Origin of the sequence: Escherichia sp. HH41S (assembly GCF_009820115.1) — a bacterium.
Classification (GTDB): domain Bacteria; phylum Pseudomonadota; class Gammaproteobacteria; order Enterobacterales; family Enterobacteriaceae; genus Escherichia; species Escherichia coli_F.
In genome coordinates this window covers 33770-52614 of the sequence record NZ_VNXE01000020.1, presented here as the reverse complement: position 1 = coordinate 52614, position 18845 = coordinate 33770, and the positions used below count along the sequence as shown (strand labels likewise).

The window sequence follows — 18845 nt, the reverse complement described above, 5'->3', positions numbered from 1 at the left end:
GGTTCCTCGGTAAAATTCATCAGTGCACAGACAGAATGGCGGACATCAGCTCATCCACATTGACCGGCGAGTGAAACTCCTGCGAGAACGTACCGTGCTGTAATAACAGGATGCGGTCGCACACCAGCGGCAACTCCTCCACTTCACTGGAGATAAACACCACGCTTTTCCCTTCGGCAGCCAGCTCGCGGACAATACGGTAAATCTGCTGTTTGGCTTCGATATCGACGCCGCGCGTTGGCTCGTCGAGCAATAAAATCTGGCTGGCGGCATAGACCCAACGACCGATCACCACTTTTTGCTGATTGCCGCCAGAAAGCGTGCCAATAGGCGTTTCGCTACTGGCTGCCTTGACCGTCATCCGCTGCATCACCTCTTCGGTCAGGCGGCGGATGGTGGACCATTGCAGCACACCGTTGGCGCTGATTTTTTGCCGATTGGTCAGTACCGTATTTTCGTCAACGCCCAGCCAGGGAATGATCCCCGCTTCTTTGCGGTTTTCTGGCGTATAGCCAATGCCGCGTTTCAGCATCTCGCCGTAATCGGGGCGCGTGATTTTCTCGCCGTTGATAACAATTTCGCCCTGTTCATACGTCTCCAGCCCAACAATCGCCTTCAGCAATTCACTGCGCCCTGCCCCCAGCAGGCCAGCAATGCCGAGCACTTCGCCACGACGCAGGGAAAAACTGATCTCCGTAAGTTTTGGTCTGTGGCGTAACGCGCGAACTTCCAGTACGGTCTGGTCCGCAATCTCCTGAGCTACAACCGGTGCAAGATCAACGTGATCGCGCCCGAGCATCAGCGACACAATATGACGGGTTGAGGTGTTTTCGAGCATCACATCGCCCGCCACCTGACCATCGCGCATAACGGTGGCACAGGAGGCAATGCGGCGAATTTCTTCCATCCGGTGGCTGACATAAATCACCGCCACGCCCAGTGCTGACATTTTTTTCACGGCGCTGATTACCAGTTCAACTTCCGTACTGGCAAGCGAGCTGGTCGGTTCATCAAGGATGACCACGCGCGGTTCGCCTTTCATCACCCGCGCAATTTCCACCAGTTGCTTTTGCGCCGGGCTTAGTGTCGAAACAAGTTGTTCAGGGCTAACATCGACGCCCAGCGCCTGTAAACAACGTCGGGCATCCTGCGCCATTTGCGGGTAATCAATCATGCCGTTGCGGCGGGGCCATTGACCAAGGCAGAGGTTTTCCGCCACCGTCAGCCCCTCCACCAGACTTAATTCCTGATAAACCGCGCGTACCCCCAGTTCAGCGGCACGGCGAGTCAGCGTAGCTTCGTCGCCTTCCAGTCGCGTCTCGCCAATCCAGATATCACCGCTATCCGGACGTTCGCTACCGGTAAGCATTCGAATGAGGGTCGATTTTCCCGCACCGTTTTTGCCTAACAGCGCGCGAACTTCGCCTTTATTGAGCGTAAAGTTAACGTTATCCAGCGCAACGACGCCGGGGTAACGCTTATTTCCTGCCACCACTTTTGCTACCGGAACTGCCTCTGTTGCCGTGAACATAGGGACCTCTGCGAATCAGCTATTAGGGCAGACCATCAACGTGCGTTGCCAGCCACTGTTTACCGTCTTCCGTTTTGGTATAGAGATCGATTGGCACCTGAATCACTTTTTCACCGTCGGCTTGTTTATTGATAACCTTCAATGTTTGCGCGAAAACAGCATTGCCCATTTTCTTACCGGAAATATCCACTACCGCTTTCAGCACCTGGTTATTTTCCAGTTCCTGAGCAATTTCAGTGGTCATATCTGAACCGAAAACGGCAATTTTTCCAGCCTGATTTTGATTACGTACCGCTTTTACCGCGCCGAGTGTCGCTCCACCCGATTCCCCCATAATGGCGTTGAGATCTGGTGTGGAGATAATCAGTTTTTCACCAACAGAAATCGCTTTATCTAAAACAGTCCCTTCCTGATTAGCGACAATTTGCGCGCCGGGAACGCGGGCTTTTAATACTTCCTCAAATCCTTTACGTCGTTGCACACAAACTTCAAAGGCTTCGCAATTGATGACAGCAATTTTCGGCTGGTCAATTTTGTTGGCAATAAAATAATCGGCAGCAGCGTTACCCAGTTTTTTACCAAATTCCAGCGGATCGCCAACCAGATATGCCGAGACATATTTATCGACACCCTTTTGATTAATACAGGTGTTGTAGCAAATCACCGGAATACCCGCCTCACTGGCGCGGCGAACGGTGCGGCTACTGCCATTTTCAGACACTGCCGACAAAATAATGGCATCGACATTACGCACCACGAGGGTATCAACAAAGGTACTTTCTTTCGAAATATCGCCCTGAGCGTTAGTTTCAATTAACTGTACCTGTACTGAAGAATCTTTTGCCGCATCCTGAACGCCCTGGCGCACTCCAGCGTAATATCCCTGGGTATCAAGGTATATTGCACCAATGGTCATTTCTTTTTCCGCAGCGTTGGCAAATAGTGTGCTACCTAATAGCGTAGCCATTAATAATAGATTACGGGTTGTTCTCATTTTTTTAGGCATAGTGCCTCCTGTAGGGTTTTTATTTACAACGGCTTATTTTAATTATTTGAGCGTGAGCGGCAGCGCGTGCCGCTCAAATATTACAGTTAATAGTGTTTAGTGAACGTAGCTAAAAATAAAAGGCATCACGGTGGTAAATAATGCCGCTTTCGGCCAGGCTGGATTAATCGCCGTCAATTCAGCGCGAGCAGATTCGTATTGCGCAATCTCGCCTAATCCCGCAGCCGCCAGCATCGCCACCATCAGGCATTTTTCTTTATGCTGCTGTTGTAAATCGCCATACAGCGATAACAAGTCAGGTTGCGAGACGGCAAAGAAATCCGCTTCGATACTGGTTTTTGCCATCTCTTGTGCCCACTGTTTCATTTCACTAAACAGTTGCTGTGCGGTTTGTTGTTCGCCCAGTAATCGCAGCGCCATCCCTTGCCAGAAGAGATAATCAACCGGCTGATCGTTGTAATAACTGTGGATGTTAATGGTGCGATCGCCGGTCGCCGCCAGACGTAAACAACGCGTCGCTTCAGTTTCATCGCCCTGCGCCTTGGCGCATATCGCCTGCCAGAACCAGATGTCGTTGTCAGTTTGCCCCGGTAAACGGCCTTCGCTTAAATTCTCCGGATAATGCAACGCGGCATGAAGCAGTTCGCTGGCCTGCTGCGGCTCTCTGGCATCAAGATGCTGCCAGGCGCGTAATAACTGGTTGAGGATAAACTGGCTGGTGACCTTCCCTTCCCCACCTTCCCACGGGTGGAATTTGCGCTTGGCGAGAATGTCCGCCGCTTTGTCTGCCTGACCAGTGAGATGCCACAAATTGAGCAGTTCTGCGGTCATGTCGTCGCGTTTCAGAGCAATTTCCAGATTATTTTCCAGACGAGCCAGTCGTTTCTCCGGTGCGGCTCCGGTTAGCTTATCCAGCAAATCCCGTTCAAAAAGCAGACGAGCATCCTGCGGCGCAAGCTGATAAGCACTATCAAGATAACGCGCGGCCAGTTCATAATCATGCTGCTTATTCCATGCATGGATTGCCAGCCCACGCCAGCCGTCGGCAAACTCCGGCGACATCTCAACGCAACGTTGCCATAAGGCAATTGCTTTGCCGTAGCTGCGCTTGTTGTAGTAGAAACAGGCCAGTAAATGCCGGGCAAACCAGCACTCTTCGATACTCTCCAGCGCCGCCACTTCTTCCAGCGTATTAGGGAAACGGACAAACTGCGGGAAGACATCAATAGCTTTTGCGACCAGTTCTCCGCGTTCAGCTTTTGGCAGCAAACTGGCTTGCAGGTAAAGCGGTAGCGTGCGCTGACAGTCCAGTGCGTTCAGCATCTCTGCCGCCAGAGCGGGCATGCCCCAGTTAATCAGTTGCCCGGCGGTCATCAGGGCGTTAACGTCGCGTCCCTGACACAGACCTCGCCACTGTACGAGGGCAGATTCGCTACAACCATCGAACCAGTTCAGCCACCACAGAGTGGCGTTCAGCGGATAATCACGCAGCAACTTCTCTCGCTGCAAACGCGCGTTGTCCTGACGACCACTTAACACCAGCAGCAGGTTATGCAGGCAAAGCACTTCCTGATTGGTTGGGCAGGCGCGAAGACTTTGTTGGCAAAAATCCAGACCCGCGTCGAAGTGACCATTACGCGCCGCCAGCCGTGCCAGACCATAATAGCCACCGGCTTTACTGTTTCCGCTCCAGACCGCACGCCAGAAATCCTCTTCGGCTTGTTGATATTGCCCCTGACGTTCGTAAGCACTGGCGCGAATTAAACTCGCCTGTCCGCACTGCGGGTTTTTGTTCAGCACATGTGCGCGTTTCAGCGCCTGAGTGGCATACGCCACCGCTTGTGGGTAATCAGCGCGGTTATATTCCAGCATCGCCAACGCCAGGTTACAGCGATAATCCAGCGGGTCCAGCGCCACGCCGCGCAGGTAGTAATCGAACGGTGAACGGCTGGCATGATGATATTGCTCCAGATGCTGACCGATAAACCAGGCTTCATCTGTACTGGTAATCTCTTGTGCTGCCAGTGGCGCTTTGGCGACGTCTGGCAACGGCAACTCTTGTGGCTGATGTTCCTGATAACTCAGTACGATATTGCCATCGGCATCGGAGAGTTCAATGGTTAGTCTGTCAGGATTGATACCATGCAACACGCCCTGAATGGCGGTCGCTGGCGTCAGAGCCACGGCATCGTCGAGCAACGCGTTGCATTTGCCGATTTCGCGGATCGCCAGGCGGCATCCTTTCAACGGGGAGATGGCATACAGCCCCCACTCAATCCCCCGCTCGCTACGCTGGAGTTTAATCACCGCATCGCGGGAGGCGTTTTGCACCATGCCCAGAGAATGATAAGGCAGGAAATACTGCTCGAAACGCTTCTCTTCGTAAGCATCAAGCCAGGTAAAATCGGGCTGGTTATCGGCAAAAATACCCGTCATCAGTTCGATATACGGGCCGTTATTGTCGGTCAGGCTCTTATCCCACGCCTGGCCGAATTCACTGTGTCCCCAGCTCCACTGTTTTTTACCTGGCGCGATGTGGTGGTTGGCAACGTGTAGCAAACCGCCATCTTCATCGTGACACCATGCGCCAACAAAATCGTACTGCGATTTTTCGGCCATATACGAAGTCGGCACTGGCACATTTTTATAGCGAGAAATATCCACTCCGGCGGAGTAGTCCACTTTGTAGTAAGTGCCGGTAGCGATAGGGAAAGCTGAAACAGCCCGTTTGCCGTGATCAAACACCGCCGTTACATCCGGCGGGAAAACGCTCTGATGCCCTTCGCCACCTTTCACTGCCGGGTTAGCCCACCACAAGAAATGACGCGGCGTGGCATTGCCGTTATAGACGCGGCTGGCAATCTCCAGCGCCGCCCGGTCAGGGCGTAGTGTGAAACCGGTCATCACCTGTAAACCGTGCATCGGCTCCGTTTCGCCGACCCACACCGTCTGTGCGCCGTCTTCATGGGCTTCGATGGTGAAATCAACGGGCATAAAGGTAGTCGGGCGATGGTGTTGTGGCCAGTTAAACTCAATCCCGCCGGAGATCCACGGTCCCAGCAGCCCCACCAGCGCAGGTTTAATGACTTCATTGTGATAGACAAAATCGCGCTGTTTCACTTTATCCCATGCGCGATGCACCCGACCGCCCAGTTCCGGCAGGATCATCACTTTGATGTAGTCGTTTTCCAGCCACACCGCCTGCCAGGATTTCAGGGTTTTCTGCTCGCTCAGCGTATCGGTCACGCCGTAGGGATAAACCGCGCCGGACGATCCCTGATAAACGCGATTTTCCAGGAACATAGGGTGTATATCCTGCGGACCTGTTTCATAAGTCGGGATCTCAACGCGCTCTTGCCACACTTTTACTGGAGTCATGGTGCCCTCAATATTAACAAGACATACTGAATTAAAAGATTTGTGGCAGTGTATTGAACAATCTGGCAATGTTTTCGCGGAATAATCACGCAATTAACTAAACAAGGTTTAGTGAAGATGAAAGCCTGCATTAACAATCAACAGATCCGCCACCATAACAAATGCGTGATTCTGGAACTGCTGTACCGGCAAAAGCGCGCCAATAAATCAACGCTGGCCCGGCTGGCGCAAATTTCAATTCCGGCGGTCAGTAATATTTTGCAGGAGCTGGAAAGCGAAAAACGGGTGGTGAATATCGACGATGAAAGCCAGACGCGCGGGCACAGTAGCGGTACATGGCTGATCGCGCCGGAAGGTGACTGGACGCTGTGCCTGAACGTGACGCCCACCAGCATTGAGTGTCAGGTCGCTAATGCCTGTTTAAGTCCGAAAGGCGAATTTGAATATTTTCAGATTGATGCACCGACACCGCAGGCTCTGTTGTCCGAAATCGAAAAATGCTGGCATCGTCATCGTAAACTGTGGCCGGACCGTACTATCAACCTGGCGCTGGCAATCCACGGTCAGGTTGATCCAGTGACTGGCGTGTCGCAAACCATGCCGCAAGCGCCGTGGACAACGCCGGTTGAGGTGAAGTATCTGCTGGAAGAGAAGCTGGGCATTCGGGTGATGGTCGATAATGACTGCGTGATGCTGGCGCTGGCGGAGAAATGGCAAAATAATTCGCAAGGACGGGATTTCTGCGTGATCAACGTTGATTACGGTATTGGCTCGTCATTCGTGATTAACGAGCAAATTTATCGCGGCAGTTTGTATGGTAGCGGACAGATTGGTCACACCATCGTTAATCCGGATGGCGTCGCCTGCGACTGTGGACGTTATGGCTGCCTGGAAACCGTCGCCTCGTTAAGCGCATTAAAAAAACAGGCGCGAGTATGGCTAAAATCACAACCGGTTAATACTCAGCTTGATCCTGAAAAATTGACAACCGCACAATTAATCGCTGCCTGGCAGAGTGGAGAACCGTGGATCACCAGCTGGGTTGACCGCAGTGCCAACGCCATTGGTTTGAGTCTGTATAACTTCCTCAATATCCTCAATATTAATCAGATTTGGCTGTATGGTCGCAGCTGCGCCTTTGGTGAGAACTGGCTTAATTCCATTATTCGCCAGACGGGATTTAACCCGTTCGACCGCGATGAAGGACCGAGCGTGAAAGCAACGCAAATTGGCTTTGGGCTATTAAGCCGCGCACAGCAGGTGCTGGGGATTGGCTATTTGTATGTTGAGGCACAGTTACGACAGATTTGATGACGCGATAACGTAACAAGGCTTCCCTAAGGAAGCCTTGATGATCACAAACGAAAAAATGCCTGATGCGCTACGCTTATCAGGCCTACACGGAGATTGCAATATCTTGAATTTGCAATAATTTGTAGGCCGGATAAGGCGTTCACGCCGCATCCGGCATGAACAACGAGCACATTGTCAGCAAATCACCGTTTCGCTTATGCGTAAACCGGATAACGTGCGCAGATGTCGAGAACTTTACCTTTGATGCGCTCGATAACGGCTTCATCATTGATGCTGTCCAGCACGTCACACATCCAGCCAGCCAGTTCTTTCGCTTCGGCTTCTTTAAAGCCACGACGTGTAATCGCCGGAGTACCCACGCGAATACCGGAGGTTACAAACGGGCTCTTCGGATCGTTCGGTACGCTGTTTTTGTTGACGGTGATGTTAGCACGGCCCAGAGCGGCGTCAGCTTCTTTACCGGTCAGGTTTTTATCAACCAGATCAACCAGGAACAGGTGGTTATCAGTACCGCCGGAAACCACTTTGTAACCGCGCTCCAGGAATACTTCTACCATCGCTTTAGCGTTTTTCGCAACCTGCTGTTGGTAAGTTTTGAACTCAGGCTCCATCGCTTCTTTCAGAGCAACCGCTTTACCGGCGATTACGTGCATCAACGGACCGCCCTGACCACCAGGGAAAACGGCAGAGTTCAGTTTTTTGTACAGCTCTTCGCTACCACCTTTCGCCAGGATCAGGCCACCGCGCGGACCCGCCAGGGTTTTGTGAGTGGTGGTAGTAACAACGTGAGCATGAGGAACTGGGTTCGGGTAGACGCCAGCAGCAACCAGGCCCGCAACGTGCGCCATATCAACGAAAAGGTAAGCACCGATGCTGTCAGCGATTTCACGCATTTTCGCCCAGTCAACCACGCCGGAATATGCAGAGAAGCCACCGATGATCATTTTCGGCTTGTGTTCTTTGGCTTGTTTTTCCAGATCGGCGTAGTCGATATGACCGGTAGCATCGATACCGTAAGGAACGATGTTGTACAGTTTACCGGAGAAGTTAACCGGAGAACCGTGAGTCAGGTGACCGCCATGCGCCAGGTTCATCCCCAGAACGGTGTCGCCGGGTTCCAGCAGCGCGGTGTAGACCGCAAAGTTCGCCTGGGAACCGGAGTGCGGCTGGACGTTAGCGTAGTCAGCGCCGAACAGTTCTTTTGCGCGATCAATCGCCAGTTGTTCAACGATATCAACATACTCGCAACCGCCGTAGTAGCGTTTGCCCGGATAACCTTCAGCATATTTGTTGGTCAGCTGAGAACCCTGCGCCTGCATTACGCGCGGGCTGGTGTAGTTTTCGGAGGCGATCAGTTCGATGTGCTCTTCCTGACGTACTTTTTCCTGCTCCATAGCCTGCCACAGTTCGGCATCATAATCGGCAATGTTCATTTCACGCTTTAACATCCGCATCTCCTGACTCAGCTAACAATAAAATTTTCGGCCTTTATAGGCGGTCCTGTTGGACAACGGCGAACAGTATAACCGAATCATTGTGCGATAACAGGTCTTGACAAAGGAATTTACGCAAACGATTACCTTCAGGCTGCGCAAGGCTTTGGAGAATAAAGAGCTTGCAACCGTAAACGGATTTCTTTTCAGGTTTGTGATGCAAATTTTTCACTTCATCACATTCCTCATGAAAAACACCAAAGAACCATTTACATTGCAGGGCTATTTTTTATAAGATGCATTTGAGATACATCAATTAAGATGCAAAAAAAGGAAGACCATATGCTTGACGCTCAAACCATCGCTACAGTAAAAGCCACCATCCCTTTACTGGTGGAAACAGGGCCAAAGTTAACCGCCCATTTCTACGACCGTATGTTTACTCATAACCCAGAACTCAAAGAAATTTTTAACATGAGTAACCAGCGTAATGGCGATCAACGTGAAGCCTTGTTTAACGCCATTGCCGCCTACGCCAGCAATATCGAAAACCTGCCTGCGCTGCTGCCAGCGGTTGAAAAAATCGCGCAGAAGCACACCAGTTTCCAGATCAAACCGGAACAGTACAACATCGTCGGCGAACACCTGTTGGCGACGCTGGACGAAATGTTCAGCCCGGGCCAGGAAGTGCTGGACGCGTGGGGTAAAGCCTATGGCGTACTGGCTAACGTATTTATCAATCGCGAGGCAGAAATCTATAACGAAAACGCCAGCAAAGCCGGTGGCTGGGAAGGTACTCGCGATTTCCGCATTGTAGCTAAAACACCGCGCAGCACGCTTATCACCAGTTTCGAACTTGAGCCGGTGGACGGCGGCGCAGTGGCGGAATACCGTCCAGGGCAATATCTCGGCGTCTGGCTGAAGCCGGAAGGTTTCCCACATCAGGAAATTCGTCAGTACTCTTTGACGCGCAAACCGGATGGCAAAGGCTATCGTATTGCAGTGAAACGCGAAGAGGGTGGGCAGGTATCAAACTGGTTACACAATCACGCCAACGTTGGCGATGTCGTGAAACTGGTCGCTCCGGCAGGTGATTTCTTTATGGCTATCGCAGATGACACGCCGGTGACGTTAATCTCTGCCGGTGTCGGTCAAACACCAATGCTGGCAATGCTCGACACGCTGGCAAAAGCAGGTCATAGCGCTCAGGTAAACTGGTTCCATGCGGCAGAAAATGGCGATGTTCATGCCTTTGCCGATGAAGTTAAGGAACTGGGGCAAGCACTGCCACGCTTTACCGCGCACACCTGGTATCGTCAGCCGAGCGAAGCCGATCGCGCTAAAGGTCAGTTTGATAGTGAAGGTCTGATGGATTTGAGCAAACTGGAAGGTGCGTTCAGCGATCCGACAATGCAGTTCTATCTCTGCGGCCCGGTTGGCTTCATGCAGTTTGCCGCGAAACAGTTAGTGGACCTGGGTGTGAAACAGGAAAACATTCATTACGAATGCTTTGGCCCGCATAAAGTGCTGTGATTTGAGGTTGCCGGATGGAGACATCCGGCAACCCTGACGCGGTTTAAATTGCCGCGTCGTCCTCTTCGCCAGTACGGATACGAATGACCCGTGCCACGTCAAAGACGAAAATTTTACCGTCACCGATTTTGCCGGTTTGCGCCGTGCGAATAATCGTATCTACGCAGATATCGACAATGTCGTCCGGCACGACAATCTCAATTTTCACTTTCGGCAGAAAATCCACCATATACTCCGCGCCGCGATACAGCTCGGTATGGCCTTTCTGGCGGCCAAAACCTTTCACCTCGGTGACCGTCATGCCGGTAATGCCGACTTCAGCCAGTGCTTCGCGGACATCGTCCAGCTTGAAGGGTTTAATAATCGCATCAATCTTTTTCATGCTATTCCTTGAAAAGGTCGCCTGTCTTTTGATCTGCTAAACGTAACACATTACGCCGATTCATTCCTTGAAATCGTTTGCATCCAGCTCGTGTCGGGAAAGCAGTTTATAAAATTCTGTCCGGTTGCGCCCCGCCATTCTCGCCGCGTGGGTGACATTACCTTTGGTGATTTGCAGCAGCTTACGCAAGTAGTTGAGTTCAAACTGATTACGCGCCTCAACAAAGGTTGGCAGAGCCGTATTTTCGCCCTCCAGCGCCTGCTCGACTAACGCATCACTAATCACCGGAGATGATGTTAGCGCCACGCACTGTTCAATCACGTTGACCAACTGGCGCACATTACCCGGCCAGCTCGCGGTCATCAGTCGTTTCATTGCATCGGTGGAGAATGCGCGGACAAACGGTTTATGTCGCTCTGCCGCCTGGCGCAATAAGTGGTTTGCCAGTAGCGGAATGTCTTCTGTGCGCTCCGCCAATGCCGGAATTTTCAGACTGACAACGTTGAGGCGATAGTAGAGATCTTCACGGAATTCCCCGCGCGCCATCGCCTTTGGCAGGTCACGGTGAGTGGCGGAAATAATCCGCACGTCGATATCAATATCGCGGTTGCTGCCCAGCGGGCGCACTTTGCGCTCCTGCAACACGCGTAGCAGTTTGACCTGCAACGGTGCGGGCATGTCGCCAATCTCATCGAGAAACAGCGTACCGCCTTCCGCCGCCTGGAATAAACCTTCGCGATTGCTGACAGCGCCAGTAAACGCGCCACGCGCATGACCAAACAGCTCCGACTCCAGCAATTGCTCGGGCAATGCGCCACAGTTAATAGCAATAAACGGTTTGCTGTTGCGCGGGCTGGCGTTGTGGATCGCCTGGGCAAAAATCTCTTTCCCGGTACCGCTCTGACCGTTAATCAAAACGCTAACATCTGACTGCGCCACCAGCCTCGCCTGTTCCAGCAAACGCAGCATCAGCGGGCTGCGGGTGACAATCGCCTCGCGCCAGCGTTCGTCGGTGGTTGGCGCGGATTGTTCCAGCGCATCATCAATTGCCTGATACAGCGCGTCTTTATCGACGGGCTTTGTGAGGAAACTGAACACGCCCTGCTGTGTCGCGGCAACCGCATCGGGAATGGAGCCATGCGCGGTGAGGATGATTACTGGCATACCTGGCTGCACTTTCTGGATTTCAGCAAACAGTTGCATACCATCCATTTCATCCATCCGCAGATCGCTGATGACTAAATCTACTTTTTCACGATTCAGTATCCGCAATCCTTCAGCTCCACTTTCCGCCGTAACCACGCTGTAGCCTTCACTGGTCAGACGCAGGCCAAGCAGTTTCAGCAATCCTGGATCGTCATCGACCAGTAATAAATGCGCAGGTTTATGGCTCATCAGGAGTGACCTCATGGGTAGATGGCGCGGGCTTTTCACTCTCGTGCGGCGTATCCGGCGAGAAATTGCCAGCCGGTTTGCGGTTCGAGAGCTGACGTTCAATATCGGTCAGATTTTCCAGCTTGCGGGTGGTGAGCTCCAGTTGCTGCTGTAGAACGTGATGTTGCTGGCGCAAAGTATCCAGTTCGCTGTCGCTGGACTGCTGGAGTTTGCTGTAGCGTTGGCGCTCTTCAGCCAGTTGCAGTTGCAGCGCCTGACCGTCGCGCCAGAGTCGATACAGTGGGCGAACCTGTGCCGGGATCTCGGTACTTAACGCATCAATGCGCGCGACCAGCTGGCGGCGCTCATAAGGCGTAATTTTGGCGTCAGCGAGCAAAATCCCTTGTTTGAAGATATTTTGCCAGCTGCCGTCGTCATATTGGCGGGCTTGCTGACGCGACTGCGCAGGCATTAAACGTTCAGCACAATCCATCGCCCGCAGCCAGTAAAGCGGATTGGTTTCGGTTGACTTACCTTGCAGTGCCCAGATGTCGCTGCATTCAGTAGAAAGATAGTCAGCCAGTTGATAAACCGGAATTTTTTCTTCTGCTGGCGCATCAATAGCTGGCTTATTGTGACTCTGCACGCAACCCAGCAATGCCAGACATGGCAGCCCTGCCAGCCATAGCCGTCGGGGCAATAATCGTTGAAAAATGTGTCGCATATTCACCAGACTTAAAACCTATCCCAGTGGGCGTAATTGTTGCAGGCAGTTTGGACATGGACAGCGCGGAGAAACCGGAGCGTACACGTAGTACGTAAGGATTTCGAGCACTGCACGAGGCCAAACTGGCAAATAAAATAGCCTGATGGGATAGGCTCTTAACATTATTTCGTGTTTTTCGACGACGGTAATTCAATGCGGAAGCAAACCTCTTGCCCGCTCTCGTCGACCAGATACAGTTCCCCCTGCATACGGCGAATACAATCCCTGGCAATGCTTAATCCCAGACCGCTGCCCTTCACCGCCCCTTTTCGCTGGTGGCTTCCCTGAAAAAAGGGTTCGAAGATCATGGCGCGTTCCTCTTGCGGAATGGGTGTGCCTGTATTGATGACATCAATATAAACCCGCGCGCCATGTAAACTGCTGCGAAGGCAAATGTTACCGGATTCAGCCCCGTAGTGCACCGCATTGGAGTAAAGATTATCCAGTACGCTCATCAGCAGCATTGGCTCCGCCAGGCAAGCAGTTGCTTTGAGATCGACGTCGGTATGCATCATTTTAGCCCGTGCGGGCAGGCTATGAGCAGAAACCACCATTTCCACCAGCGGTGCCAACTCTACACTCTCCAGTTCCACCGCGCCGTCCGCCTGTTTACGGTTGTAATCAAGCAGTTGTTCGATCAGTTTTTGCAAATTGCGGCTGCTGCTATCAAGGATGCTCACCACCTCTTTTTGCTCGGGCGTAAGCGGCCCGACAACCTGGTCAGCCAGTAATTCAGTGCCCTCGCGCATACTCGCCAGCGGGGTTTTTAATTCATGAGATAAATGTCTTAAGAATTGATGGCGCTGGGATTCCAGCCATGACAGGCGCTCACTTAACCAAAGAATACGTTGCCCAACCGAGCGTAACTCACTCGGGCCACTGAACGAAACGCTATTGCCCAGAGAACGCCCTTCCCCCAGACGGTTGATCATCCGTTCAATATTTTTTACCGGGCCGATAATCATCCGCGTGAAGAGCAGTACCATCACCAGACTTACCAGAAATAACACCAGCGATTGCCAACCAAAATATTGCCCACGTTCGGCGATTTCACGCTGAAGCTGCTGCCCACGAGAGAACACCACTGTGCGCGTGGCCTGTACCATTTCGGTATTGGCGCTGGCAAAGGCTTCCAGACGCGCGGCGGCGGCAGCATCGGGACCGCTGTTGTTACACTGAAGTTGAGCCAGATTGTTCAAGTCCTGACGCAATGCCTGGTAAAGTTTATCGTCCGGCAGTACGCCTGCGTGGGCATCGAGCATTTCGCTATAACGCTTGCGCTGGCTTTGATAAACCTTCGCCAGGGTTGGGTCATCCAGCACGCAATACTGACGGTAGCTACGCTCCATCTCCAGCGCCGCGTTGGTCATCGCTTCACTGCGCCGGGCATCAATAAGCGTAGTACGGTTAACCAGCGCCGCCTGATCGCTAAGCGCATTCAGGCTTTGCCAGGCTTGCCATGCCAGCACCAACAGGGGTAGCAGAATCAGCAAAAATGCCAGCATTACCAGTTGTCGTAATGAGCGGGGAAAAACGGGCCAGCGTTTCAAGGTGTTACTCTCGTCAGACGCGAATAGCCTGATGCTAACCGAGGGGAAGTTCAGATACAACAAAGCCGGGAATGACCCGGCTTTGTTATGGAATAAAGCGGTGCCTAACTCGACGTTTCGCCCGAGGGTTGATATAGCTAAGCTGATATCAGAAGTTGGACGGCAGGCACCTTGTTGTGCGTCATTCGAATTTTATGTAGCACGTCCCGAAGGGGCTGACATAAGTCGGTGAATGAGCCACTGATGACTATTATGCAGTAACTGTGCCAATAAATAAAATAGTTTGGTAACGTACTGATTATACGTTGTTTTGATGGATTTATGACTTCTTCGCTATTTGGCTGTAAATCAGCCATTGTGTCGCTAAAAAGAGACACCTTAAGATAAATTTATTAGATCCAAATAAAATCAATCAATTAAATGTCGCCAAAAAGCGACACGGTAAACCACCCATTGTCGTGATTTACAGACACAAAAAAAGCTCCCGGAGCTGGGAGCTTATGATAGTGGTCGGCGTTTAATGCCGGATGCGGCGTGAATGCCACATCCGGGCAGCAAAACCAATAGTTTTACGACTTACCCCAACTGCTTACGCGCATTGCGGAAAATACGCATCCATGGGCCATCCTCGCCCCAGTTTTCCGGATACCAGGAGTTACTGACAGTACGGAAAACACGTTCCGGGTGCGGCATCATAATGGTGACTCGACCACTTTCAGTCGTGACCGCCGTAATACCATTCGGAGAACCGTTCGGGTTAGCCGGGTAGGTTTCGGTGACTTTACCAAAGTTATCGACATAGCGCAGTGCCACCAGCCCTTTGCTTTCCAGTGCCGCCAGATGCGCCGCATCGCGCACTTCCACGCGCCCTTCGCCGTGAGAGACAGCAATCGGCATCTGCGAACCCACCATCCCTTGCAACAGCAGAGACGGGCTTTGGGTCACTTCTACCAGGCTGAAACGCGCTTCAAAGCGATCGGAGGTGTTACGCACGAAACGTGGCCACAACTCGCTACCTGGGATCAGTTCGCGTAGGTTAGACATCATCTGGCAACCGTTACATACCCCCAGCGCCAGCGTTTGCGGACGGTGGAAGAAGGTTGCAAACTCATCGTGTACACGGTCATTGAACAGGATAGACTTCGCCCAACCTTCACCAGCCCCCAGCACGTCACCGTAGGAGAATCCGCCGCACGCTACCAGAGCGTGGAAATCCTCCAGGCCCGTGCGTCCAGCCAGCAGGTCGCTCATATGCACATCGATTGCATCGAAGCCTGCACGGTGGAAAGCTGCCGCCATTTCAACATGCGAGTTCACCCCCTGCTCACGCAGCACGGCAACTTTCGGACGCGCACCGGTGGCAATATACGGTGCTGCCACATCTTCGTTGATATCAAACGACAGTTTCACATTCAGGCCCGGATCGGCGTCGTTAGATTTCGCCTGATGTTCCTGATCGGCACACTCCGGATTGTCACGCAGGCGCTGCATCTGCCAGGTAGTTTCTGCCCACCAGACACGCAACGTGGTGCGGCTTTCGCTGAATACAGTCTGCCCGTTGGCGGTAATTACAAAACGGTCACCGGAAACCGCCTGCCCAACATAATGGACGCAATCAGCAAGCCCATGCTGTGCCAGTACCGCTTCAACTGCTTCACGGTCAGCGGCTCGAACCTGAATCACCGCACCCAGTTCTTCGTTAAACAACGCCGCCAGGCGATCGTCACCCAGAGTGGCGATATCCGCTTCAATACCGCAATGACCGGCAAACGCCATTTCCGCCAGCGTCACCAGCAGGCCACCGTCAGAGCGGTCGTGGTACGCGAGCAGCTTACGCTGTGCAACCAGTGCCTGAATCGCGTCATAGAAACCTTTCAGTTGCGCGAAGTCGCGCACATCAGCAGGCTTGTCGCCAAGCTGACGATAAACCTGCGCCAGCGCCGTTGCGCCCAGCGCGTTATTGCCTTTGCCTAAATCAATCAGCAGCAGTGCGTTATCTTCGGTAGAAAGCTGCGGCGTGATGGTGTGACGTACATCTTCCACGCGGGCAAATGCAGAAATCACCAGCGAAAGCGGCGAGGTCATTTCGCGCTCTTCGCTACCTTCCTGCCAGCGGGTTTTCATCGACATGGAGTCTTTACCCACCGGAATCGTCAGGCCCAGCGCCGGACAAAGCTCTTCGCCCACCGCTTTAACGGCTTCATACAGGCCTGCATCTTCACCAGGGTGGCCTGCCGCCGCCATCCAGTTGGCGGAAAGTTTAATGCGTTTGATATCGCCAATCTGCGTTGCGGCAATATTGGTTAACGCTTCACCGACCGCCAGACGGGCAGAGGCGGCGAAATCCAGCAGTGCAACCGGCGCACGTTCGCCAATTGCCATCGCTTCGCCGTAGTAGCTGTCGAGGCTGGCGGTAGTGACCGCGCAGTTAGCGACCGGCACCTGCCACGGCCCCACCATCTGATCGCGCGCCACCATACCGGTTACGCTGCGGTCGCCAATGGTCACCAGGAAGGTTTTTTCCGCCACAGTCGGCAGATGCAGCACACGTTTCACCGCGTCTGCAATGGTGATCCCTTCACGGGCCAGCGCGTCGCCTTTCGCTTTCAGCGTTTGCACATCGCGGGTCATCTTCGGCGTTTTACCAAGCAGGACGTCCAGCGGCAGATCGATCGGCTGATTATCAAAATGACGATCGTGCAGAGAAAGATGCAGTTCTTCGGTCGCTTCACCAATCACCGCGTAGGGCGCGCGTTCACGCTTACACAGTTCGTCAAACAGCGGTAACTGATCGGCAGCAACCGCCAGCACGTAGCGTTCCTGGGATTCGTTACACCAGATTTCCAGCGGGCTCATGCCCGGTTCGTCGCTCAGAATATCGCGCAGTTCGAATTTACCGCCGCGTCCGCCGTCGCTCACCAGCTCCGGCATGGCATTAGAAAGACCGCCTGCGCCGACGTCGTGGATAAACAGAATTGGGTTAGCATCACCAAGCTGCCAGCAACGGTCGATCACTTCCTGACAGCGACGCTCCATCTCCGGGTTATCGCGCTGTACGGAAGCAAAGTCGAGGTCGGCATCAGACTGACCAGACGCCATGGAAGACGCCGCGCCGCCGCCAAGACCGATGTTCATTGCCGGGCCGCCGAGAACGACCAGTTTCGCACCGACGTTGATCTCACCTTTTTGTACGTGATCGGCGCGAATGTTGCCGATCCCACCCGCCAGCATGATCGGTTTGTGATACCCGCGCAGCTCTTCGCCGTTGTGGCTGTTCACTTTTTCTTCATAGGTACGGAAGTAGCCGTTCAGTGCCGGACGACCAAATTCGTTGTTAAATGCCGCGCCGCCCAGCGGACCTTCTGTCATGATGTCCAGCGCGGTGACAATGCGCTCAGGCTTACCGAAATCTTCTTCCCACGGTTGTTCAAAGCCAGGAATACGCAGGTTGGATACGGAGAAACCGACCAGGCCAGCTTTCGGCTTCGCGCCGCGGCCGGTGGCACCTTCATCGCGGATTTCACCGCCGGAACCGGTAGCTGCGCCCGGCCACGGAGAAATCGCCGTTGGGTGGTTGTGGGTTTCGACTTTCATCAGAATGTGCGCCGGTTCCTGATGGAAATCGTAGCGGCCCGTTTCGTGGTCAGCAAAGTAGCGGCCCACTTCAGAACCTTCCATTACGGCGGCGTTATCTTTATAAGCAGAAAGAACGTGATCCGGCGTGGTTTCGAAGGTGTTTTTGATCATCTTGAACAGCGATTTCGGCTGTTGTTCTCCGTCGATAATCCAGTCGGCGTTAAAAATTTTGTGGCGGCAGTGCTCAGAATTCGCCTGGGCGAACATATACAGCTCGATGTCGTTCGGGTTACGACCCAGCTTTGTGAACGCATCCTGCAGATAGTCAATTTCATCTTCCGCCAGTGCCAGGCCAAGACGCAGGTTAGCGTCGATTAGCGCCTGACGGCCCTGCCCCAGCAAATCAACGCTGGTGACCGGAGTCGGTTGATGGTGTGCAAACAGCTGCTCTGCATCATCTAAAGCAGAAAAGACCGTTTCCATCATGCGGTCGTGCAGTTCAGCGGTCACCTGCTGCCATTGTTGATGGGTCAGCGTACCGGCTTCTATATAGTAAGCAACGCCGCGCTCAAGGCGGTTTACCTGTTGCAGCCCGCAGTTATGGGCGATATCGGTCGCTTTCGAAGACCAGGGAGAGATGGTACCAGGACGCGGAGTCACCAGCAGGAGTTTGCCTTGCGGGGCGTGGCTGGCGAGTGCCGGGCCATATTTCAGCAGGCGTTCAAGTTGTGCGTGCTCATCATCGTTTAACGGCGCATTGAGGTCAGCAAAATGGACATACTCGGCGTAAATATTGTGAACCGGGAGCCTGGCAGCCTGAAAACGTGCCAGCAGTTTGTTGATTCGGAATGCCGACAATGCAGGCGAACCACGCAGAATTTCCATCATAAGTCTCTCGTCTTCTAAGCTTTCGGTGTACCCAAGGGGGGGAAACGGGCGTCATTATAAAGAATCTGATGCGCCGACGAAACCGTTTGCGTGGAAATAAAATCACCATTGTGA

At 53.0% G+C, this 18845-nt stretch carries 11 protein-coding genes; 2 read left to right on the top strand and 9 right to left on the bottom strand.

What is annotated here, in order from left to right; translation table 11 throughout:
• Window positions 1-19 precede the first annotated feature (19 nt).
• The 3 genes from FQZ95_RS05400 to FQZ95_RS05390 all read right to left on the bottom strand — a co-directional run bounded on the left by FQZ95_RS05400 (window position 20) and on the right by FQZ95_RS05390 (window position 5915).
• The gene (locus tag FQZ95_RS05400) at window positions 20-1531 is read right to left on the bottom strand and encodes a sugar ABC transporter ATP-binding protein (RefSeq protein ID WP_088541194.1); all 1512 of its coding nucleotides are present in this window, start codon (window positions 1529-1531) and stop codon (window positions 20-22) included.
• A 22-nt stretch (window positions 1532-1553) separates the two neighbouring features.
• Window positions 1554-2537, bottom strand: coding sequence for a substrate-binding domain-containing protein (locus FQZ95_RS05395; RefSeq protein WP_160529958.1), 984 nt, complete (start codon window positions 2535-2537; stop codon window positions 1554-1556).
• Between the two features lie 96 nt (window positions 2538-2633).
• A complete protein-coding gene (locus tag FQZ95_RS05390; protein ID WP_160529957.1) occupies window positions 2634-5915 on the bottom strand; it encodes a DUF5107 domain-containing protein in 3282 nt (1093 codons plus the stop codon).
• Window positions 5916-6032: 117 nt separating this feature from the next.
• Between FQZ95_RS05390 and FQZ95_RS05385 the strand changes: the two genes are divergently transcribed.
• Entirely contained in the window at window positions 6033-7226 is a 1194-nt protein-coding gene (locus tag FQZ95_RS05385) for an ROK family protein (protein ID WP_160529956.1), read from the top strand.
• Window positions 7227-7423: 197 nt separating this feature from the next.
• On the opposite strand, the gene glyA is transcribed toward FQZ95_RS05385, so the two are convergent.
• Complete coding sequence (gene glyA, locus FQZ95_RS05380) at window positions 7424-8677, bottom strand: serine hydroxymethyltransferase (RefSeq protein ID WP_000919159.1); 1254 nt, start codon at window positions 8675-8677, stop codon at window positions 7424-7426.
• A 327-nt stretch (window positions 8678-9004) separates the two neighbouring features.
• Here glyA and hmpA point away from each other — a divergent pair, with 327 nt between their 5' ends.
• Window positions 9005-10195, top strand: coding sequence for an NO-inducible flavohemoprotein (gene hmpA / locus FQZ95_RS05375; RefSeq protein WP_000883135.1), 1191 nt, complete (start codon window positions 9005-9007; stop codon window positions 10193-10195).
• Window positions 10196-10238: 43 nt separating this feature from the next.
• On the opposite strand, the gene glnB is transcribed toward hmpA, so the two are convergent.
• From glnB to purL, 5 genes are all read right to left on the bottom strand, one after another.
• A complete protein-coding gene (gene glnB / locus FQZ95_RS05370; RefSeq protein ID WP_000717691.1) occupies window positions 10239-10577 on the bottom strand; it encodes a nitrogen regulatory protein P-II in 339 nt (112 codons plus the stop codon).
• Window positions 10578-10637: 60 nt separating this feature from the next.
• Window positions 10638-11972: a two-component system response regulator GlrR gene (gene glrR, locus FQZ95_RS05365; RefSeq protein WP_001353028.1), complete on the bottom strand. Its 1335-nt coding sequence runs from the start codon at window positions 11970-11972 to the stop codon at window positions 10638-10640.
• Window positions 11962-12675, bottom strand: coding sequence for a two-component system QseEF-associated lipoprotein QseG (gene qseG, locus FQZ95_RS05360; protein WP_160529955.1), 714 nt, complete (start codon window positions 12673-12675; stop codon window positions 11962-11964). Before qseG ends, glrR begins: the two co-directional genes overlap by 11 nt.
• Before the next feature lie 164 nt (window positions 12676-12839).
• Entirely contained in the window at window positions 12840-14267 is a 1428-nt protein-coding gene (gene qseE, locus FQZ95_RS05355; protein WP_001353026.1) for a two component system sensor histidine kinase QseE/GlrK, read from the bottom strand.
• A gap of 576 nt (window positions 14268-14843) precedes the next feature.
• Window positions 14844-18731, bottom strand: a complete 3888-nt coding sequence (gene purL, locus FQZ95_RS05350) for a phosphoribosylformylglycinamidine synthase (protein WP_032184908.1) — start codon at window positions 18729-18731, stop codon at window positions 14844-14846.
• Between the last annotated feature and the right edge of the window lie 114 nt (window positions 18732-18845).